The following is an 18,029-nucleotide window of genomic DNA, read 5'->3' as shown; positions in this document are numbered from 1 at the left end:
ATGACCGCATCAATGCACCGACGCGCTTTCGCGCCCGTCCGTCGCCCAAGCCGTGCGGTCACGCTCTGCGCGCAGCTCATCAAAGATATCCAGCACGGCCTTTTCGCTCGGGTCCACGAAGGTGCGGCGGGCGATGTCTTGGGCGTGCTGCAGAAGCTTTTCGGTTTCGGTCATGTCGGGTCGCGTCGTGTTGGAACAGAGCGAATTCTCCATGTCCCGACTCTGTTACCGACGCTGTTACTCCATCAAATTTCCCTATTAGGCGTACTCAAAAATGCAGCGAGAACAAGGGGCTAGCCTCGATTTCCTGCGCATCCGTCCGTCCGAACCAATGCTGTTCGTAGACAAGGCGGAAATCGCGCGATGCGTGACCTACCGCCAGGCGGTGAGACTTGCCTGGGACATGCGCCGCCCGCGTGGCATGACCATGCGCACGCTGGCCGAACTGTGCGGCATGTACCCCCAGCACGTCAGCAGCTACCTCCATGAGGATGCGCTGATGCCCAGCGGCGCGCCGCGCCTGAACCTGCCTGCCGAAAAGATCAATGCGTTTGAGGCGGCGGTGGGCAACTACGCGGTCAGCCAGTACCTCAACCATCTTGGGCGCCTGACGATCATGCAAGAAGTGATTGCTGCCCAGAGGGTCGCATGACCTATGACCAAGCCCTCAAGATCGCCCGGCGCGCCCGTGACGAAGCGCTGCGTTTGCATGGCCAGGATTGGGCCAAGGTCTACGAAGAAATGCGCCTGCGTGAGCAGCGCGACCCCGAATTGGCGCGCGCGATGAACATCGTTGGCCGCTTTGAACAGTTTTCGACGAGACACTGACATGCAGCGCTATCCCTTGAATCACCGCACGCGCCAGCGCGCCCACCGCGACATCGACGCGGCGCCAGACGGCCATTTGTTCATGCCGCCCGCCGAGCCCACCGCCTCCGATGCTACCAAGCGAAAGATGTGGGCCATGCTTGGCGACATCGCGCGGCAAAAGCTGTGGCCCGTCAACGGTACGCCGCGGCGCCTGAAGGACAAGCAGTGGAAGGACATCTTCACCGCTGCACTGTCCCAAGAAAGCCTGACGGCCGAGGGCCTGTACGGCGGCGAAGTTCTGCTGGGTGAACACACCAGCGGCATGAGCCAGCGCAAGATGGGCGACCTGATCGAACTCATGTACGCCTGGGGCGCCAACAACGGCGTCGTCTGGTCCGAGAAGATCGACGTGCCGGGATGGGTGCGCTGATGTGGGACGACACCACCCCTCGCGCGCAGCAGATCGGCGCATGGCTCGATTCCCCGATGGACCTGGACGAGTTCTATGGCCGCCCGACTTACGCACGCTGCGCGGTCGTGCTGGCGGCATGGCTGGCCCTGTACCCCTTGCGCCATGTGTCGGCGCGCGCCCTGCGCGGCGGGGGGCTGTGATGTTCAAGCGTTCCACGCCCCTGACCCGCAAGACGCCGCTCAAGGCCACCACTGGCCTGGCACGCACCCCATTCAAGCGCCGCGCGCCCAAGAAGCGCCCGGGCTATCACGAACCCAAGTACCTGACCGCTTGTCGCGGCGAGCCTTGCTTTCTCCAGATCCCAGGCGTGTGCCGTGGCGAACAGGAAAGCGTGGTCCCGTGTCACGCCAATTGGTCCGCCTACGGCAAGGGCATGGGCATCAAGGCCAAAGACACCTACACCGTTCCCGGCTGCTTCCGCTGCCACCAGTGCCTGGATCAGGGTTTCAGCCTGACAGACGCCGAGAAGCGCGCGACCTGGGAATGGGCTTACAACCGCTGGCTGCCTGTGCGCGCCGGCAAGATGGAGGCGCTCTGATGCGCGACTACGCCAAGATCGTCCCGACCTTCTGGACAGGGAACACCGGGAAGGCCCTTCGCAAGTCTCCGGAAGGGGCTTTGGTGGCCCTGTATCTGCTCAGTTCTCCCCACTCCAACATGCTCGGGCTCTATTACCAGCCCGTCCTGTACATGGCCCACGAAACCGGATTGGGCATCGAAGGGGCTTGGAAGGGGCTTCATGCGTGCATCGAAGTGGGCTTCTGCTCCTACGACGAAGCCTCTGAAATGGTCTGGGTCAATGAGATGGCCGCGTACCAGATCGGCGAAGCGCTGAAGCCCGCCGATAAACGCTGTGCTGGAATTCAGAAGGACTATGACGCGCTGCCCGACAACCCTTTCTTGGGCCTGTTTTTCGACCGCTATTCGGAGTCGTTCCACCTGACCCAAAGGCGCATCGCGTCGGTGAATTCCGCTCCGGTTTCCCCTGTTCAAAACGAAGCCCCTTCGAAGCCCCATCGAAGCCAGGAACAGGAACAGGAACAGGAGAAGGAACAAGAACAGGAAAAAAAGATACGCACCGAAACCCGGAAATCCCAAAGCTCCGAAAGCCCCAAAGCCGGTTCGACGATCACCGCTGCTGACCTGCAAGCCCGTGGTGTCGACCCCCAGGTGGCTGCCGACTTCCTGGCGCTGCGCGCGAAGAAGCGGGCGCCGGTCACTGCTACCGCGCTGGCAGGCCTTGAGCGAGAAGCGGCGATGGCCGGCGTGTCGCTGAACGCCGCACTGCGCACCGCTTCCGAGCGCGGGTGGCAGAGCTTCAAGGCCGAATGGGTCCGTGCCGACCAAGCGCCTGGACGCCAGATCGGCCTGGGCATGGCGGCGGGGATGACCGAGTCGGAACGGCGCAAGCAGGAGTTCTTGCGTCTGGCAGGCCACGGCGGCAACGACAGCCGCACCATCGACATGGAGCCGGTCTGATGCACAGCCGCGACACCTCTGCCTTTGCCGACCTGCTGGCCGGCGTGTTCGACGCCTACAACCGCGTGGCGCCGCAGCCCGCGACGCAGATGCTGTGGCTGCGCATGCTGGAGCCCTACGAGTTCGCCGCGGTAAGCGCAGCTTTCTCGCAGTACGTGGCCAACGAGGCCAAATTTCCGCCCACGCCGGCGCAGATTCTGGCGCTGCTCGGCCACGGCACGGGCGACAACCGACCCAGCGCAGACGAAGCATGGGCAACTGCGCTGCTATCGCGCGACGAGGCTGAAACGGTCGTCTGGACGCAGGAAACCGCTCAGGCCTTCGCTTCGTGCCGCTCCGTGCTGGACCTGGGCGACGAAGTCGGCGCGCGCATGGCGTTCAAGGGCGCGTATGACCGTCTGGTGACGCGGTCGCGCAACGAGCGGCGGCAGGTGGCGTGGCAGGCATCGCTGGGCTGGGATGCTGACCGCCGCGAACGCGCGTTGACCGCCGCCGGCAACGCCGGGCTGCTGCCCGCTCCGCATGTGGCCGCACTGCTGCCGCCGCCTGATCCTTCCAACGGCATGGGCGACGACGAGGTCGCAGCCGAAAACATCGCGCGCCTGCGCAAGCTGGTGGCCAGCGCCATGTCGCCCAGCGAGAAGCGCCGCCGCGCCGCCGAAGAGGCCAGCCAGGCCGAACGCGATCGCTTGGACGCCTTGAAAGCCGAAACCGCCGCCAAGGTAGCCCACCACCAGCAAGGGGCCAGCGCATGACCTCCTACGCCGAAGCCAGCGCCGCCGCCAGCGGCAACGAAACCCAAAGCTATGGCCTTTGCGCTGCCTTCGGCTGCTGCCTGCCGGGCACGCTCACGATGAGCACCCAGGGCGCGCAGGACTGGCACTGCCGTCTGCACTTCGGCGCGCCGCGCTCGGAGTTCGACGACATCACCGCGCGCGCCCAGAACCGCAAACCCCTGTTCACCGCCGCGTATTGGCTGGTCAACCGCCCCAAGGGCGACAGCGTCAGCCGCAAGGTGCTGGACCGCATCGAAGCGCTGGGACGCGCCGACCTGCTGGCCAGCGCCGCCAAAGCCGAAAAACTCACCGCCTACCACCTGGGCGCTCACATGCTCCGCGTCCTGGGCGACGAATGCCGCCAGCCCCAGGCGCACATGGGCACACCCAAACCCGCCGGCCCGACCTGGCTGGACCAAAACCAAACCGAGGAAGCCGAAGCATGAACCTCTCGCAACCCGATCTCGACGCATACGACCCCATGGCCGGCACGCTCTCGGACACTTACGCGCGCGCGCACGTTTCGCCACCCCTGGGCCTGGATGCTGGCCAGGCCGGCCTGTTCGCCCCGGAGACGCCCGCGCCGTCGATCAACATCTGCATCCTGGCGCTGGACCTGGGCACGAAGACGGGCTACGCGGTGCGCAAGCGCGACGGCAAGGTCGTGCACGGCACGCAGAGCTTCGCGCCGCGCAAGTCGTGGACGGATGGCCAGCGGTGGCTGCGCTTCCAGTCCTGGCTTGCCGAGGTGCTGGAGCTGCACCACGTCCAGCGGATCGCCTACGAACACGTCAGCTTCCACGCCGGCGTGCGGGATGCGCACTGCTACGGCGCTTTCCGCGCGCTGGTGGAAATGGCCGCCGACCGCCGCAACATCGAGCTGGTGGGCACGAACGTCCAGACCGTGAAAAAGCACTGGACGGGAAAGGGTGGGGCGGACAAGGCCACGATGGTCGCGCAGGCGCGCGCCAGGGGATTCCGTCCGGAGACGGACAACGATGCAGACGCCCTGGCCGTCCTGGACTGGGCCGTTGCACAGGAGCGCAAAGCATGAGCCGAACTCCCGAACAAATCGCCCACGCCCGCTACGTGCGCCGTGCGGCGACCGCCAAGATCCGTGCCGCGGGGCACGACTTCGGCGGGCGCGTCACCGACGCTCTAGTGTGCGCGCAGATCCAGCGCATGACCGGGGAGCCGCTGCCGGGGCGCGGCTCGGTCATCGCCTACATGCAGAAATTTGTGCAGGCGCCGGTCGGCGAGCCCGTGCCCAGTCGCCAGCACGACGCCCTGAATGCGCCGGCCTACCGCCTCGATCGCGTCCTGCGAGCCTTGGCCGCCGAGGCCGCCAAGGTGCAGCGTCCCCTTGTGCATGCCGTGAGCCGGGTCGACAACTGGCGGACGTTGGGGGAGATCGAGGCATGAGGACGATCACGCCCGCGCCGCGGGTCGACTGGAACCGGGTACTGCTGGCCCTGCGTGCCGAGGGATATTCCCTGCACGACGTGTCCACGTTCACCGGGATTCCACGGTCTACCCTCACGTCCTGGCAGGCTGGCAGCACGCCCGGCCACCAGGACGGCGAAACCCTCATCAAGTTCTGGTCCGAAACCACGCAGCTGCCGCGAGAGACGCTTCCGGCTGCCGCCGCCCTAGGCAACGGCGCCAGGATCTACGCCAACCGCGCGTAGATAGCCGAGATTTCGGCTACTGCCGAGCCAGACAATCGGCTCCGATCTTCCCCAAGACGGAGCCGAGCATGTCCAAGCGCAATCACCAGGTCCAGACCCCGGGCGAAACGCCCGCCACGGCGCCCGAGGGCGACCAGACGGGCACCGAGACCCAGACAACCGAAGCCCCGCAGGCTGACGCCACGCCCGCAGAGAAGCCGGCCGAGCAAACCAAGGCGGCGAAGAAGCCGGCCGAGCGCCAGCCGTACAGCCAGATGCACGCCGCCGACATCGACCCGGACACCCTGACCGCGCCCGTGCTGTCCCGCGACGGCTGGGTCATCCCCACGCCCAAGCCGGCGGCGAAGGCCTGACCATGGGCGGCGTCACAAAGACCCTCGGCAAGGTCGTGGGCGGGATTCTGGGCACCGGCGATAGCCCCAGCGTCGAGGCGCCCGCCGCGGTTGACCCCGAGGGCGAGCGCAAGAAGTCCGAGCAGGAAGCCGCCGCCGCGGCAAATGCCCAGGCCGCCGAGCGTTCGCGCCAGCGCCGCAGCAACAGCCTGCTGGCCTCCGGCTCTGGCACGCAGCCGGCGCAAACCTCGTCCGTCCTGGCCTACGGCAAGAACAAACTCGGGGAGTAGCGCCGTGGCGCAAGACGATCTGGCAACCTCCATCCTCCGCCGCATGGGCGAGCTGCGCGGCCTGCGCACGGACAAGGAGGACGTCTGGCGCCAGTGCGGCGACTTCAGCTTCCCCATCCGGTCGCAGGGCTTCTACGGCGAGCGCGAAGAGCTGAGCAGTACGCAGACCAAGCAGGCAGAGCTGTACGATTCCACTGCCACCGACGCCGGCCGTATCCTGGCCTCCAGCACGCAGACCGGCAGCACGCCGTCGAACACCCGCTGGTTCGGCCTGGTGGTGCAAGACCAGGAGGACTCCGAGCGCCAGTGGCTGGACGAGTCCGCCGAGCGCCTGTGGACGCAGATCCACGCCAGCAACTTCGACGCCGAGTCCATGGAAGGCCTGCTGGACATGGTCGCCTTCGGCTGGTTCGTTATGTACGTAACCGAGGCCCGCGACGATGACGGTGCCGTCGACGGCTTCCGCTTCGAACTCTGGCCCATCGGGAACTGCTACTGCGCAGCGTCCGAGCCAGGCGGCGCCATTGATACGGTCTTCCGGCCGTACTGCATGACGGTGGAGCAGTGCGTGTCCGAATTCGGACTGGACAAGGTCAGCCCCAAGGTTCGCGAGCTGTACACGTCCGAGAAATACGACGTCAAGGTGAACCTGGTCCACGCCATCTACCCGCGCCGCGAGGGCAGGGAAGGCGCCAGGCGCGCCAAGAACATGCCGTTTGCGTCGGTGTACGTGGACTGCGAAGAGAAGACCGTGCTGCGCGAGTCGGGCTATCACGAGCAGCCATTCTTCGCGCCGCGCTGGACGCGCGTGCCGAACTCCGTCTATGCGGTAGGGCCCATGTTCGATGCGCTGCCCGATGTCAAGACGTTGAACAAGCTGGCCCAGATGGAGTTGGCCAACGTCGATATCGCGGTCGCGGGCATGTGGATCGCCGAGGATGACGGGGTGCTGAACCCCCGCACCGTCAAGGTCGGCCCGCGCAAGATCATCGTCGCCAACAGCGTTGACAGCATGAAGCCGCTCACCACGGGCGCCGATTTCAACGTCTCCTTCACCAAGCGCCAGGATCTGGAAGCCAAGATCCGACGCACCCTGATGGCAGACCAGCTTCCGCCCATGGAAGGCCAGCCGCGCACGGCGACCGAGTTCTACGCCCGGATCAACCTCATACGTCAGCTGCTGGGGCCTGTGTATGGCCGCATGCAGTCGGAATACCTGAAGCCCCTGATCCAGCGTTGCTTCGGCCTGGCGTTCCGGGGTGGCCTGTTCGATCCCCCGCCGCCGTCGCTGGCTGGCCGTCAGTACAGCATCGTGTACCTGTCGCCGATGGCCAAGAGCCAGAAGTTGGAAGAGGTCAGCGCCATTGAGGGGGCCTTCGCCGCCACCGCGCAGCTGGCCACAGCCAAGGGCGATCCGAGCGTGTGGGACAACTTCGACGTTGACGAGGGCATCCGCAGTGGTGCTGATGGCCGCGGCGTACCAGCGCGCATCGTACGCAACGCCGAAGACGTGGTTGAGATCCGCCGCATTCGCGCCGAGCAGCAGCAGGCCGCGCAACAGCAGGCGATGCAGCAAGCGATCGGCATGGAAGCCGCCAGCGCCGGAATTGAACGGATGGCCCAACAGCAATGAGCGTCGACCCCAGCGTCTACAAGGAAATCTTCGAGGATGACCGCCGCGGCGCGGCGCTCCTGGAAGACCTGATCCAGCGCTTCGCGCGCCCCGCCGTCCAGACCGGCGGCATCGATGCAGTCCTGCAGACCTATCACCGCCTGGGCGAACGCCGGGTACTGGACTTCATTGCGGCCCAGATCAACCGGGCCAACGGCGTGCCCGATCCGAACGCCGAACCAGGAGAGTAAGCAATGTGGAAACGTTCGCACCGAGTGATGCAAGAAGCGGGCGCCGATGGTGGCGCCGGTGGTGGCGACACCGGGGCCGATGGCTCCGCCGGCAGTGAGGGCGCACCGGCCGCCGCGCCGGAAGCTGCCGCGCCAGCCGCCCCGGCCGGATCGCTGCTGAAGCAAGGCGAGGGCGCGACCGAAGCGCTGCCGCAAGAGTTCATCCCCGACAAGTTCCGCGTGACCAAGGACGACGGTACGTTCGACCTGGACGCCTCGGCCCGCAAGCTGGCCGACAATTACGCCCACCTCGAAAAGCGCCTTGGCACCGGCGACGTGCCGCCCAAGGAAGTCGGCGAGTACAAGATCGAGCCGCCCGAGGCGATGGGCGATTACAAGGCCGGCGAAGATCCAACCATGCAGGGCTTCCTGGCGGATGCGCACAAGGCCGGCCTGACGCAGGGCCAGCTTGACGTCGTCATGAAGCACTACTTCCAGGCCGTGCCGCAACTGGCTGGCGCCTTCCAACAGGTCGACCAGCAGCAGGCCACCGAGCAACTGCAGCAGGTCTGGGGCAAGGATCAGAAGGAGTTCCAGCGGCACGCCGGCCTGGCGCACACCGCCACCAGCGCCGCCATCGAGCGCGCGGGCCTGACCATGGAGCAGGTCGAGCAGGCGGGCCTGGGCAACAACCCGGTATTCCTGCGCATGATGTCCGCGCTGGGCGCCGAGTTCCAGGAAGACACGGCGCCCGGCAAATCGTCGTTCCGCACGTTCGGCGAGGATGACGTGCAGCAGCTCATGCTGTCCGACGCCTACAAGAACCCCCGCCACCCCGAGCATGAAAAGGTCAGCGCCCAAGTGCGCGGCTACTACGAGCGCAAGCACGGCACTCAGGCCGCCGCCTGACACCCCTCAAATTGCCGAGATTTCGGCACCCCCACAGCGTGACCATTGCGGGCATTCACCGGCCCGCATGGCGCGCGGACAACCGGTTCCAGCCCTCCCAGTGGTGCGGTAGCCGGCAGCAATGGGCGAACTCAATGGGTCCGGTTTCCGGGCAACCCACAAGGCGAATTGAACCGACCAATCCGTTTTGGAGTTTTCCATGTCGAACACCATCACCCAGGCATTCGTTATCCAGTGGGATACGACGATTCGCCAGCAGGCCCAGCAACTGGACTCCCGCTTCGCCGGCTGCGTGACCGATCGCGGCACCATCACCGGCGAATCGTTCACCGCCAACCGTCTGGCGCCGCTGGACGATATGCCCGAGAATACCGTCCGCCACGGCGACACCGTCTTCTCGGAAGCCCCCCACAGCACCCGCGTGGGTATCATGCGCGACTTCTTCCAGGCTTTGCCGGTCGACCGCAACGACGAGCCCAAGGTGCTGGCCAACCCGCTGAACGGCAGCTACATGGGCGCTCTGGTGGCTGCGCACAACCGCCGCAAGGACTCGATCATCTACAACGCGCTGATCGGCAATGCGCAGACCAAGGATGGCGCCCAGATCGCGCTGCCCGCCAGCCAGATCATCACCGCCAGCGCCACCGGCTTCACGAAGGCCAAGCTGCTGACCGCACGCAAGATGTTCCGCAAGAACGAGGCGGACTCCCACAACGGCGAGGAACTGTACATCACGTACACGGCGGAAATGCTGGAAGACATCCTGGCCGACACCACGCTGACCAGCGCCGACTTCCTGGCCGTGAAGATGCTGCAGGACGGTGACGTCTCGGGCAACTGGATGGGTTTCCGCTGGAAACCCTACGAGGCGGTACAGATCACGGGCGGCAACACCGCGCGCACCGTGGCCTGGGCCAAGTCGGCTATCCACTTCGGCTCCGGCTACGTGGAAGGCACCGCCGGCCGCCGCAAGGACAAGAAGAACCTCATGCAGGTGGACATGGGCGCGTCCCATGGCGCCGTCCGCGTCGAGGAAGAGAAGGTCGTCGCTATCGACTTCACCTTCTAACCCTCGATTCCCTGACCGAAATACCTGGAGAACACCATGGCTGAAGTGAACAGCGTGCAAGCGCAAAAGGTGGCGGATCGCAAAAAGTTGCTGCCCGCCGAATCCCATGGCCGCCAGCGCGTGCTGGTTGCCACTCTCGCAGCGACGCATGCAGCGTACGCCGTCAACGACACCATCCTGCTGGGCACGGTGCCGGTCAACTCGCGCTTTCTGACCGGCGCAGTGCTGTCCGTGGGCGGCGCCGGCACCGCCAGTTCCACCGTGGACATCGGCATCCGCAACGCCAAGACGAAGGAAGTCATCGACGCTGACGGCGTGACGGACGGCGCTGATATCTCGGCGGCTGGCAAGGTCGTCGCCGACACGGGTGTGCTGGTGGCCGCGGCTGCCGACTACATCACGCCGGCGGACGTCGAGGTCTACGCGACGGTCCTGGGCGCGGTGCTGGCTGCGAACCAGCAGATCCGCTTCGAGATCCCGTACGTAACCGATTGATCATTTCCGTGGTCACCCCCTGGGTTCCAGAGGGACATTGCCGGGGGTTTATCCCCCGGCTTTTTTATTTCAGGTGCCGCGAATGTCTACCGCCAGCGAAATTTCCATCTGCTCCAATGCGCTCCAGCGGCTGGGGGCCGACCCCATCGCCAGCTTTCAGGAGAACTCCCGGTTTGCCGGGCCCAGCTCCAACATCTGGCCGACGGTCCGCAACATGGTGCTGCGCGCTCATCCCTGGAACTGCGCGACCAAGCGCGTGATCCTGGCACCGCTAGCCGAGGCGCCGGCATTCGACTACGGCTACCAGTTCAATCTGCCGACGGACTGGCTGAAGACAGTCCAGGTCGGCAAGCGCAATTGTCCGCTGACGTACCAGCAGGAAGGGCGCCGCATCCTGGCACGCACCAACGCGCTGCCGCTGGTCTACATCTGGGAGAACACCAACCCAGGCACCTGGGACGATTCCATGGTCGAGGCCGCCGAAATCCTGCAGGCCGCGGCGATGGCCTACCTGGTTACTGCATCGACCAGTCTGCGCGACAGCCTGAACCAGGAAGGCCAGTTCAAGCTGAAGGTGGCCAAGGCCATCGACGGGCAGGACCAGCCGCCGGAGGAGTTCGGCGACTCGGCGCTGACCATGGCCCGGTTCTGAGGAGAGCGGCATGCCGCGCATCAACACGATCCAGACCAATTTCACCGCCGGCGAGATCTCGCCCAAGGTCCGAGGGCGCGTCGACGTAGCCCGGTACCAGAACGGTGCCGAAGCGCTGCGCAACGTCATAGTGAACGTCTACGGCGGCGCGGAGCGCACGCCCGGTACGCGCATGATTAGCCCGGTCAAGAACGAATCGCAGGCAACCCGCCTGATCCCGTTCGTATTCAACCGAGACGTCGCCTACGTCCTGGAGTTCGGAAATGCGTACATGCGGGTGTACCGCGCCAAGGCAGGCCAGATCGTCGTCGGCGCGGCCCCGTACGAGATCGCGACACCATGGGGGATTGGCGCGGTGCCGGAGCTGCGGTTCGCCCAGAAAGACACCACCATGTTCATCACGCACCCGCAGATCGCCCCGCAGATTCTCCAGCGCCTAGATGAGACCAACTGGCGCCTGCGCGCGGTGCCGTTCTCCGTTGTGCCATTCGCAGAGATCGGTATCACGCCGTCGTTCGGCCTGACCCTGAGCAGCGCAAGCGTGGGGCCGGGCCGGACGCTGACGGCTGCCGGTGGGATTTTCCTCAATAGCGACGTGGGCCGGCAGATCATCGCTGGGCCGGGCATCGCCAACATCACCGGGTTTGTCAGTTCCACTGTGGTGACGGCTGATATCGCATCCGATTTCCTGTCGACATCCATCGGCGCGAATGGCTGGACGTTGGCGGGCTCGCCCTTGGCTGCTGTGAAGCCGTCGGAGAAGGGCACCGCCGGAAAGGTCATCACGCTCACGATGCAGTCCTCCACGACGCCAGGAACACCCCAACCACAGAAGGCCATCACGAACCTGGTGCACAACACGACGACGACAGCGCGCGCGACGGTCGCGGCCCATGGCTATTCGACCGGCGATACCGTTCGGATCGAAAACTGCCTGCCGTCCGACTACAACAAGCAGACCACGATCACAGTAGTGGACGCGAATAATTTCGACTATTCCGGGTTCACGGTTTCGACCCCAGCGCCTACCGCCTTCGGCACGGCGCAGAAGATCCCTGGCGCGGTGACGACCGGTTACGACGGCTTCCGGCCCAGCGACGTGGGGCAGTACCTGCGGATCAACCGAGGGCTGGTGCTGATCACCGAGTACGTCGACGCCCGCAATGTGCGCGGCGTCGTGCGCGCCGACCTGGATTCCGATGTCGAGTCGCCGGCCGGAGCCTGGAGCCTGGAGCAAAGCGTATGGAGCCCCACCTATGGCTATCCAACGGCAGTGACGATCAACCAGCAGCGCCTCGTCTTCGGTGGCACGCAGCGCGACCCGAATGGATGCTGGGGGAGCCGAACGGGCTTGTACTTCGATTTCACCTTAGGCGACCTAGACACCGACGCGTTCTTCTACGCGCTGGACGGGGAAAGCAACGGCATCCAGCACCTGGCGAGCGTGCGCGCGCTGCTGGCGCTGACCTTGGGCACAGAATGGACGCTGGCCGGTGGGGTGGAAAAGCCGCTCACACCCACGAACGTGCAGGCCAAAGACCAGAGCGTCTACGGCACCACCGACGTCCGGCCGGCGCGGATCGGCGACGAGCTTGTGTTCGTGCAGCGCGCGGGCACGAGCGTTCTGGCGATGTCCTACAACGTGGCGACGGACTCGTACAGATCCCCGGACCTGACGACGCTGTCAGAGCATCTGCTCCAGTCTGGCGTTATGGAGATGGCGTACCAGCAAAAGCCGGTGTCGGTCCTGTGGTGCGTCTGCGCGGATGGTTCGCTGGCCACCATGACCATCGATCGCGATGAGGGCGTGGTGGCCTGGACGCGGCAGGAGACCGACGGCGCCTTCGAGAGTGTCTGCGTAGTTCCTGCTGGCGATGTCGATGAGGTGTGGGTGAGCGTGCGCCGCACGGTCAACGGCGTGACGCGCCGATATGTGGAACGGTTCGATCCGACCGCCTATTGCCACTCCACGGCATTCGGCACCGACCCCGTCGGTAAGGCCGTCTGGGGTGGCCTGGACCACCTGGAAGGCAAGACGGTCGCCTGCAACGCCGACGGCGCCAAGCAGCCGCCCATGGTCGTGTCCGGCGGGCAAGTGGTCCTGCCGCGCCCTGCCAAGCAGGTGCAGTTCGGCCTGCCGGTCGTGCCGCGGGTAAAGCTGCTGCGACCGGAAATCGGGACGCCGACGGGTACGGCACAAGCGAGCAACATGCGCGCGCACGAGTTCTATGCCCTTTTCCTGGACACGGTCGGCACGCAGATCAATGGCAAGCCTGTGAACCTGCGCAAGTTCGGCCCGGGAATCCTGGACCAGCCGCCCGCGCCGTACAGCGGATGGGAGGGCGTGGGCGCTACGGGCTGGGAGAAGGGGGAGATGTTCTGCGAGTTCACACAGCCGGACCCAATGCCGTTCCACCTGCTCGCCGTCGTGCGCAAATGGACCACCAATGATTGAGCCGGGCCGCCCCTCTGACATCGAAGGCTTGGTCGAGCTCGGCCGCCAGATGGCCGCTGAGAGCCCGCGATGGAACCGGCTGGCCTACAGCGCGGAGCGCGTGCGCACCACGATCACCAACCTGATGGCAACGTCCGATGGCCTGGTGCTGGTGGCGCGCCGGGACGGGCTGCTGGTGGGCGGCATCCTTGCCATCGCGTCGCCGAATTGGATGAGCGAGGAGATCATCGCTCAGGAGCTGGCGTTTTTCATCCTGCCCAGGTACCGGGGCAGCTTCACGGCTACACGTCTGATCTGCGCCATGGCCGCCTGGTCAAGGGCGAAGGGGGCCCGCTGGATCGAGGCGGGCGTTTCCACGGGCGTGCATACCGAAAGAACCGCGGCGCTCTATGAGCGTCTGGGATTCCGTCACTACATGGTTGGCTTGGAGCTAGAGCATGGGAATTGAAACTATCGCCCTTGGGGCGCTGGCCGGGTCGTCCGTTCTGGGCGCCATCGGCTCGATTGGGCAAGGAGGCCAACAGGCCGACCTCGCGAATGCGCAGGCACGGCAACTGGAGAACCAGGCCGCGGCAGAACGGGATTCGGCGGTCTCGGCCGCTGAACGTGTCCGGCGCGCTGGCCGCCGCCAGCAGGCCGAGGCAGAGTCGTCCTACGCGGCGTCCGGCGTCTCGATTGGTACCGGCACGCCGGTTCGGGTGAATGACCAAATCGGATCGGATGCCGAAACGGACGCCTACACGGCAATTCTGGATGGCGAGCGCCGCGGGCGGACGCTGGATTACGAAGCGCGGGCCGCCCGCCAGGCGGCCAAGAATGCGCGCAGCGGTGGCGCCGGCGGCGCGCTGACCAGCATCCTGGGCGCGGCCGGCAACTTCGGGATGTGGAAGGCCGGGCAGATCGGAGGAGCCAGTCCCCTGAAGGTCTCTTCCAACTTCAGCGGTGGCGGTAAGGCCTTGGGCAGCCTGGAAGGGCTGATTGGGAGGGCGATATGAAAATCCCGACTGGGAACTTTGGAAACGCGGTCGCGGGCCCCCAGCAAGCCGCCAGGCTGCCGGCTGGCGCCTTTGTTGACGGCTCGGGCCAGACGCTACAGAACATTGGGCAGCAGGTTGGCGGGATATCCCAGGATCTGCTGGCGACCCACCAGAAGGCGCAATCGCTGCGCTTCATGGCAGAGTCCGAATCGGCCCTGGCTGGCCTGCAGGACCAACTCGGCGCCGACCTGGCCAGCGGCAAGCTGGACCCGGCCAAGGCAGAGGGGGTCTGGGCGGAGCAATCCCGCAAGCTTATGGACGACCGGCTGCAAGGTGTTGGGCCGGTGCAGCGCGATATCGTCGGGGCGCAGCTCCAGCGCGCCTCCGTTGGAATGGGTGGCCGAGTGCGGGATATGGCCACTCGTCAGGTGCAGCAGAACATCGGCGGCGAGCTGACGGCGCTGGGTATCTCCCTGGAGAGGGAGGCCGATCCTGCCCTGGCGTCCAGCCGATACGATCAGGCCGTGCGCGCCATGGGCCCGTCGGCCGGCTGGAACCCCAGCCAGATCGAAGACAACATCAACACGTTCCGCGAGAAGGCCTATGCGACCAAGGCCTACAGCCTGGTCAATGGGGCGCGCAACAGCATGGCCGACCTGAACAAGGTGGAATCCATGCTGAACTCGGACGAGTTCGCCGCGCTGGATCCGCAGCGGCGCGCGGTGCTGCTGAATACCACGGCCGGGTACAAGACGGCGCTGGAGCAGCGCGCGGTCGCCGCGGCGCAGCGGGCCGAGATCAACGCAGCGAAACGTGACCGCCTGGCGGCGGGCATCCTGGCAGAGGTGCAGCAGCTTTCCACTCAGGGGAAGAAACTGGACCCGCAGTATCTGGCCGGCGCGGCGTCGGCGATGCAGGGCACGCCTTACGAGGCCGCGTTCCAAGCAGCCGTCTCGCAGGCGCCGGCGGGCACGGCGTTCGCGATGCAGCCGCTGGCCGCTCAGCGCGAGATGCTGGACGGCCTGCTCGCCATCGGCAACCGCGACGGGTGGACCCCAACCCGGCAGCAGATGTACGAGCAGCACCAGAAGTCCTACGAGGCATCCCAGCGAGAATACAAGGAAGACCCGCTGCGCGCGGCCGTCGACCGGAACGTGCTGCCGGAGCTGGCGCCGCTGGACATGGCTGGCGGCATCGCCGGCATAGCACAGGGCGTGCAGGCTAGGCTGGCGCAGGCCCAGCAGGTAGAGGTCGTCGCGGGCCGGCCGGTGTCCCCCTTCACTTCGGATGAAGCGCTGCAAGTGGCGTCCGTGCTCAACGCTCTGCCCGCCGACCAGCGCGCCACCAGCATTGCGTCCCTGTCCAAGGTAGTGGGCACGCGCACGATGTCGGCCATCGCCGCCCAACTGGACAGCAAGGACCGCACGCTGGCGCTGGCTGCCGCCCTGGGGGATCAGCAGCGGCCCAACGGGGGGCTAGTGTCGGAGCAGGTTATCCGCGGGGAGCAGGCGATCAAGGACAAGCGCGTGGCGGATGCCGACGTGACGCGGTGGCGCTCCGAAATTGCCGCTGAGGTGCGCGGGGTGTTCGCCACCCCGGAGATGGAAAACGCAGTTATCGATTCGGCGGTGCGCGTGCGTGCCGATGCCGACGTCCGCCGCGAGGGTCGAAGCATCCGTGGTGCCGTCGAAACCGTGGCCGGCGGCATTTTCGACTTCAACGGCGGAAAGATCCCGCTCCCCCTGGGCATGACCGAAAGCCAGTTTGAACGCGGCCTGGTGGCGCTGACCCCGGACAGCTTCAGGGACCAGGCGCCGGACGGCAATGTCTTCGTGGCAGGCAAGGCGGTGCCCGTGGCCGAATTCATCAAGGGTCTGCCCAACGCAGTACTGCGCCACGCCGGCCAGGGCCGCTACACCGTGTCGTCCGGTACGGGCGTCGTGCTGAATCAGGCCGGTCAGCCGGTCATCGTGAGGGTAAGCAATGGCACTCGATGATGCCTACCAGGGCGAGATAAACGAAGCGCTACGCAACCGCGCGCAGCTCGCGCCAATAGCGCCTGGCCCCGAGCGGGGCTTTAGCTTTTGGGGCATGGCGAAGTCCCCATTCACCGGCGCGGCGGCGGGCACGTTGGAGTCCGGCGCATTCCTGTCCGATGCCGTGGGCGCGTTCGGTTCGGCCATGGCGGCCACGGGCGCGACGGGCGTTCTGCCCTTTGCCGAGACTGAGGAACAGCGCGTCTGGCGCGAGCAGGGCACGGGCGCGGCGCGCAAGGCGCTGGACGACGGCACGGCGTTCAGCAGCGGCACCGGCGACACCCTGCGCGATGCGAGCCGCTGGCTGGGGCCGAACCCGCAGACTGCCAGCACGGCCGAACAGATGATGTTCGGATTTGCCAAGACCATCACCAAGGCAGTCGGCTACACGGTGGCCACGGGCAACCCGCTGACAGGGGCGATGCTGACAGGTGCGGATGAGGGCGTGACGGCCTCGGACGAACTGCGTCGACAAGGTGTCGACCTGGCCATCCGCGCGAGCGTGGGCGCCGTGACTGGCGTGACGACGGGTGTAGGCGTGGCGCTGCCCGTGGCAGGCAAGACGCTGGCGGGAACTCTGGGCTATGCCGCGGGCGGAGGCCCGGGCCTGTTCATCGCCCAGCAGCAGATGACGCGCGACATCCTGAACAACGCCGACTACAGCAACCTGGCCGACCAATATGACCCCTTCGACCCGGTGGGCCTGGCGGTTTCCACCCTGGTGCCGGCGGCATTCGGCGCTTGGGCGCTGCGAGGCAGGACGCGCGCGGCGGCGCGGGAAGGGCAAGCTGCAGCGCCAGAGGTGGCGCCGACCGCTGACGCCGCAGAGGCGCCGCGCGGCCCGATGCAGCAGGAGCTGGTCGACGCGGCGCGCGTGCAGCGCGTGCGCGAGGTGGTCGACTCCTGGAACCTGGGCGACGCAAGCGACGTGCGCGCGGCCAACGACGCCATGATGTCGGTCATGCGCGCCTCGTCGCAGATGGCCGACGGCCTGTCGGTCTACGTGGCGGACCAGTTCCCGATGAAGGACGCTTATGTCGCGCGCGCGCTGGAAACTATGGTGTCTCGGTCGGAGGCCGCGCGGGCTGAACTGCTGCCGCAGGCCGAGGCACTGGCGGATCCGGGCGCCATCCGGGCGCTGCGCACCGAGATCCAGGACTTGGCCCAGGCGCGGCGCTCTGCGGGCGACGATGCGGAGCTGCGCGCCCTGGCTGATCAGATCCGCGCCAATGAGCCGCGCACCGGCGCACGGGCCGCGCTGAACCGTGCACGTCAGGAGTTGGAAGCGCGGGTACAGGAGACTGACGCGCGCATCGCCGCGCTGGAAGCCCAGATCGACGCTAACGCAGACGCCATGACCGCGCGCCAGGCGCTTGCCGTCCTGGACGAGCGGATCGAGCAGATGCGCGCCGAGCGTGCCGCAATTGATGCACCGGCCACGGCCATGACGCCAGTTGCCGCCGGCGTTCGCGATGCGGCCCGTGCTGCTGAATCGCCGTTCCAGATTCCCGAGCGGGGACGGAAGGCAGCCCCCGAGCAGGCAAACGCCGGCGACGCGCTGCCGGGCAGCCAGGCTTTCGCATCCGGCACCGACCTGGTCACGCCCACCGCGTCTCGCGCCGACGTCGATCCCATCGCGCCGCCGGCCAAGCTGCCCACCACCACGGCGGAAGCCACCAGCGACGCCTATGTCACGACGCGCCTGGCGGAAATCGAAGCCGCCCAGCCGGACCTGCCGGTGCGCATG

25 protein-coding genes are annotated in these 18,029 nt (G+C 66.4%); 24 read left to right on the top strand and 1 reads right to left on the bottom strand.

Features of this window, described 5'->3' with window-relative positions; genetic code table 11:
- Positions 1 to 9: 9 nt before the first annotated feature.
- Complete coding sequence (locus ACN6PJ_RS29760; RefSeq protein ID WP_427999280.1) at positions 10 to 174, bottom strand: hypothetical protein; 165 nt, start codon at positions 172 to 174, stop codon at positions 10 to 12.
- Positions 175 to 274: 100 nt separating this feature from the next.
- On the opposite strand from ACN6PJ_RS29760, the gene ACN6PJ_RS29755 reads away from it, so the two are divergent.
- From ACN6PJ_RS29755 to ACN6PJ_RS29640, 24 genes are all read left to right on the top strand, one after another.
- A complete protein-coding gene (locus ACN6PJ_RS29755) occupies positions 275 to 652 on the top strand; it encodes an XRE family transcriptional regulator (protein ID WP_427999279.1) in 378 nt (125 codons plus the stop codon).
- A complete protein-coding gene (locus ACN6PJ_RS29750; protein WP_427999278.1) occupies positions 649 to 828 on the top strand; it encodes a hypothetical protein in 180 nt (59 codons plus the stop codon). The genes ACN6PJ_RS29755 and ACN6PJ_RS29750 overlap by 4 nt, the downstream gene beginning before the upstream one ends.
- A gap of 1 nt (position 829) precedes the next feature.
- A complete protein-coding gene (locus ACN6PJ_RS29745) occupies positions 830 to 1,240 on the top strand; it encodes a recombination protein NinB (RefSeq protein WP_427999277.1) in 411 nt (136 codons plus the stop codon).
- On the top strand, positions 1,240 to 1,422 hold the full coding sequence (locus tag ACN6PJ_RS29740; RefSeq protein WP_427999276.1) for a hypothetical protein: 183 nt from the start codon (positions 1,240 to 1,242) through the stop codon (positions 1,420 to 1,422). Before ACN6PJ_RS29745 ends, ACN6PJ_RS29740 begins: the two co-directional genes overlap by 1 nt.
- Positions 1,422 to 1,820: a nuclease domain-containing protein gene (locus ACN6PJ_RS29735; RefSeq protein WP_427999275.1), complete on the top strand. Its 399-nt coding sequence runs from the start codon at positions 1,422 to 1,424 to the stop codon at positions 1,818 to 1,820. Before ACN6PJ_RS29740 ends, ACN6PJ_RS29735 begins: the two co-directional genes overlap by 1 nt.
- On the top strand, positions 1,820 to 2,761 hold the full coding sequence (locus ACN6PJ_RS29730) for a hypothetical protein (protein WP_427999274.1): 942 nt from the start codon (positions 1,820 to 1,822) through the stop codon (positions 2,759 to 2,761). Before ACN6PJ_RS29735 ends, ACN6PJ_RS29730 begins: the two co-directional genes overlap by 1 nt.
- Positions 2,761 to 3,516, top strand: a complete 756-nt coding sequence (locus ACN6PJ_RS29725) for a hypothetical protein (RefSeq protein WP_427999273.1) — start codon at positions 2,761 to 2,763, stop codon at positions 3,514 to 3,516. The genes ACN6PJ_RS29730 and ACN6PJ_RS29725 overlap by 1 nt, the downstream gene beginning before the upstream one ends.
- Positions 3,513 to 3,983 carry a hypothetical protein gene (locus tag ACN6PJ_RS29720; RefSeq protein WP_427999272.1) on the top strand — a complete coding sequence of 157 codons (471 nt, stop codon included), beginning with the start codon at positions 3,513 to 3,515 and terminating at the stop codon, positions 3,981 to 3,983. Before ACN6PJ_RS29725 ends, ACN6PJ_RS29720 begins: the two co-directional genes overlap by 4 nt.
- The gene (locus tag ACN6PJ_RS29715; RefSeq protein WP_427999271.1) at positions 3,980 to 4,591 is read left to right on the top strand and encodes a crossover junction endodeoxyribonuclease RuvC; all 612 of its coding nucleotides are present in this window, start codon (positions 3,980 to 3,982) and stop codon (positions 4,589 to 4,591) included. Before ACN6PJ_RS29720 ends, ACN6PJ_RS29715 begins: the two co-directional genes overlap by 4 nt.
- Positions 4,588 to 4,959 carry a hypothetical protein gene (locus tag ACN6PJ_RS29710; RefSeq protein WP_427999270.1) on the top strand — a complete coding sequence of 124 codons (372 nt, stop codon included), beginning with the start codon at positions 4,588 to 4,590 and terminating at the stop codon, positions 4,957 to 4,959. Before ACN6PJ_RS29715 ends, ACN6PJ_RS29710 begins: the two co-directional genes overlap by 4 nt.
- Positions 4,956 to 5,225, top strand: a complete 270-nt coding sequence (locus ACN6PJ_RS29705; RefSeq protein ID WP_427999269.1) for a hypothetical protein — start codon at positions 4,956 to 4,958, stop codon at positions 5,223 to 5,225. The genes ACN6PJ_RS29710 and ACN6PJ_RS29705 overlap by 4 nt, the downstream gene beginning before the upstream one ends.
- Before the next feature lie 68 nt (positions 5,226 to 5,293).
- A complete protein-coding gene (locus tag ACN6PJ_RS29700; protein WP_427999268.1) occupies positions 5,294 to 5,578 on the top strand; it encodes a hypothetical protein in 285 nt (94 codons plus the stop codon).
- A gap of 2 nt (positions 5,579 to 5,580) precedes the next feature.
- Positions 5,581 to 5,847, top strand: coding sequence for a hypothetical protein (locus ACN6PJ_RS29695; RefSeq protein ID WP_427999267.1), 267 nt, complete (start codon positions 5,581 to 5,583; stop codon positions 5,845 to 5,847).
- A 4-nt stretch (positions 5,848 to 5,851) separates the two neighbouring features.
- Positions 5,852 to 7,480, top strand: a complete 1,629-nt coding sequence (locus tag ACN6PJ_RS29690) for a portal protein (protein WP_427999266.1) — start codon at positions 5,852 to 5,854, stop codon at positions 7,478 to 7,480.
- On the top strand, positions 7,477 to 7,710 hold the full coding sequence (locus ACN6PJ_RS29685; RefSeq protein ID WP_427999265.1) for a hypothetical protein: 234 nt from the start codon (positions 7,477 to 7,479) through the stop codon (positions 7,708 to 7,710). Before ACN6PJ_RS29690 ends, ACN6PJ_RS29685 begins: the two co-directional genes overlap by 4 nt.
- Before the next feature lie 3 nt (positions 7,711 to 7,713).
- Positions 7,714 to 8,598 carry a hypothetical protein gene (locus ACN6PJ_RS29680; protein ID WP_427999264.1) on the top strand — a complete coding sequence of 295 codons (885 nt, stop codon included), beginning with the start codon at positions 7,714 to 7,716 and terminating at the stop codon, positions 8,596 to 8,598.
- Positions 8,599 to 8,797: 199 nt separating this feature from the next.
- The gene (locus ACN6PJ_RS29675) at positions 8,798 to 9,667 is read left to right on the top strand and encodes a phage capsid protein (RefSeq protein WP_427999263.1); all 870 of its coding nucleotides are present in this window, start codon (positions 8,798 to 8,800) and stop codon (positions 9,665 to 9,667) included.
- A gap of 36 nt (positions 9,668 to 9,703) precedes the next feature.
- Positions 9,704 to 10,162, top strand: coding sequence for a hypothetical protein (locus ACN6PJ_RS29670; RefSeq protein WP_427999262.1), 459 nt, complete (start codon positions 9,704 to 9,706; stop codon positions 10,160 to 10,162).
- Between the two features lie 82 nt (positions 10,163 to 10,244).
- A complete protein-coding gene (locus tag ACN6PJ_RS29665) occupies positions 10,245 to 10,814 on the top strand; it encodes a hypothetical protein (RefSeq protein ID WP_427999261.1) in 570 nt (189 codons plus the stop codon).
- A 10-nt stretch (positions 10,815 to 10,824) separates the two neighbouring features.
- Positions 10,825 to 13,269 (top strand): hypothetical protein, encoded by a 2,445-nt coding sequence (locus tag ACN6PJ_RS29660; protein ID WP_427999260.1) that lies wholly within the window; start codon positions 10,825 to 10,827, stop codon positions 13,267 to 13,269.
- Positions 13,262 to 13,717, top strand: coding sequence for an N-acetyltransferase family protein (locus ACN6PJ_RS29655; protein ID WP_427999259.1), 456 nt, complete (start codon positions 13,262 to 13,264; stop codon positions 13,715 to 13,717). The genes ACN6PJ_RS29660 and ACN6PJ_RS29655 overlap by 8 nt, the downstream gene beginning before the upstream one ends.
- A complete protein-coding gene (locus ACN6PJ_RS29650; RefSeq protein WP_427999258.1) occupies positions 13,707 to 14,264 on the top strand; it encodes a hypothetical protein in 558 nt (185 codons plus the stop codon). Before ACN6PJ_RS29655 ends, ACN6PJ_RS29650 begins: the two co-directional genes overlap by 11 nt.
- Complete coding sequence (locus tag ACN6PJ_RS29645; protein WP_427999257.1) at positions 14,261 to 16,243, top strand: hypothetical protein; 1,983 nt, start codon at positions 14,261 to 14,263, stop codon at positions 16,241 to 16,243. The genes ACN6PJ_RS29650 and ACN6PJ_RS29645 overlap by 4 nt, the downstream gene beginning before the upstream one ends.
- A 94-nt stretch (positions 16,244 to 16,337) precedes the next feature.
- The coding region (locus tag ACN6PJ_RS29640; RefSeq protein WP_427999256.1) for a hypothetical protein at positions 16,338 to 18,029 on the top strand (1,692 nt) is incomplete at its 3' end.

It is taken from the genome of Achromobacter sp., from assembly GCF_050285585.1.
Lineage (GTDB): Bacteria > Pseudomonadota > Gammaproteobacteria > Burkholderiales > Burkholderiaceae_B > Achromobacter.
The sequence above is the reverse complement of the archived record's forward strand: the minus strand, read 5'-3'. Positions and strand labels throughout refer to the sequence as shown.

Coding starts and splice junctions, on each gene's coding strand:
- ACN6PJ_RS29705 (WP_427999269.1), top strand. CDS start 4,956: ATGAGGACGATCACGCCCGCGCCGCGGGTCGACTGGAACCGGGTACTG.
- ACN6PJ_RS29725 (WP_427999273.1), top strand. CDS start 2,761: ATGCACAGCCGCGACACCTCTGCCTTTGCCGACCTGCTGGCCGGCGTG.
- ACN6PJ_RS29715 (WP_427999271.1), top strand. CDS start 3,980: ATGAACCTCTCGCAACCCGATCTCGACGCATACGACCCCATGGCCGGC.
- ACN6PJ_RS29675 (WP_427999263.1), top strand. CDS start 8,798: ATGTCGAACACCATCACCCAGGCATTCGTTATCCAGTGGGATACGACG.
- ACN6PJ_RS29655 (WP_427999259.1), top strand. CDS start 13,262: ATGATTGAGCCGGGCCGCCCCTCTGACATCGAAGGCTTGGTCGAGCTC.
- ACN6PJ_RS29730 (WP_427999274.1), top strand. CDS start 1,820: ATGCGCGACTACGCCAAGATCGTCCCGACCTTCTGGACAGGGAACACC.
- ACN6PJ_RS29660 (WP_427999260.1), top strand. CDS start 10,825: ATGCCGCGCATCAACACGATCCAGACCAATTTCACCGCCGGCGAGATC.
- ACN6PJ_RS29650 (WP_427999258.1), top strand. CDS start 13,707: ATGGGAATTGAAACTATCGCCCTTGGGGCGCTGGCCGGGTCGTCCGTT.
- ACN6PJ_RS29680 (WP_427999264.1), top strand. CDS start 7,714: ATGTGGAAACGTTCGCACCGAGTGATGCAAGAAGCGGGCGCCGATGGT.
- ACN6PJ_RS29740 (WP_427999276.1), top strand. CDS start 1,240: ATGTGGGACGACACCACCCCTCGCGCGCAGCAGATCGGCGCATGGCTC.
- ACN6PJ_RS29665 (WP_427999261.1), top strand. CDS start 10,245: ATGTCTACCGCCAGCGAAATTTCCATCTGCTCCAATGCGCTCCAGCGG.
- ACN6PJ_RS29685 (WP_427999265.1), top strand. CDS start 7,477: ATGAGCGTCGACCCCAGCGTCTACAAGGAAATCTTCGAGGATGACCGC.
- ACN6PJ_RS29645 (WP_427999257.1), top strand. CDS start 14,261: ATGAAAATCCCGACTGGGAACTTTGGAAACGCGGTCGCGGGCCCCCAG.
- ACN6PJ_RS29700 (WP_427999268.1), top strand. CDS start 5,294: ATGTCCAAGCGCAATCACCAGGTCCAGACCCCGGGCGAAACGCCCGCC.
- ACN6PJ_RS29710 (WP_427999270.1), top strand. CDS start 4,588: ATGAGCCGAACTCCCGAACAAATCGCCCACGCCCGCTACGTGCGCCGT.
- ACN6PJ_RS29745 (WP_427999277.1), top strand. CDS start 830: ATGCAGCGCTATCCCTTGAATCACCGCACGCGCCAGCGCGCCCACCGC.
- ACN6PJ_RS29695 (WP_427999267.1), top strand. CDS start 5,581: ATGGGCGGCGTCACAAAGACCCTCGGCAAGGTCGTGGGCGGGATTCTG.
- ACN6PJ_RS29760 (WP_427999280.1), bottom strand. CDS start 174: ATGACCGAAACCGAAAAGCTTCTGCAGCACGCCCAAGACATCGCCCGC.
- ACN6PJ_RS29755 (WP_427999279.1), top strand. CDS start 275: ATGCAGCGAGAACAAGGGGCTAGCCTCGATTTCCTGCGCATCCGTCCG.
- ACN6PJ_RS29735 (WP_427999275.1), top strand. CDS start 1,422: ATGTTCAAGCGTTCCACGCCCCTGACCCGCAAGACGCCGCTCAAGGCC.
- ACN6PJ_RS29670 (WP_427999262.1), top strand. CDS start 9,704: ATGGCTGAAGTGAACAGCGTGCAAGCGCAAAAGGTGGCGGATCGCAAA.
- ACN6PJ_RS29750 (WP_427999278.1), top strand. CDS start 649: ATGACCTATGACCAAGCCCTCAAGATCGCCCGGCGCGCCCGTGACGAA.
- ACN6PJ_RS29720 (WP_427999272.1), top strand. CDS start 3,513: ATGACCTCCTACGCCGAAGCCAGCGCCGCCGCCAGCGGCAACGAAACC.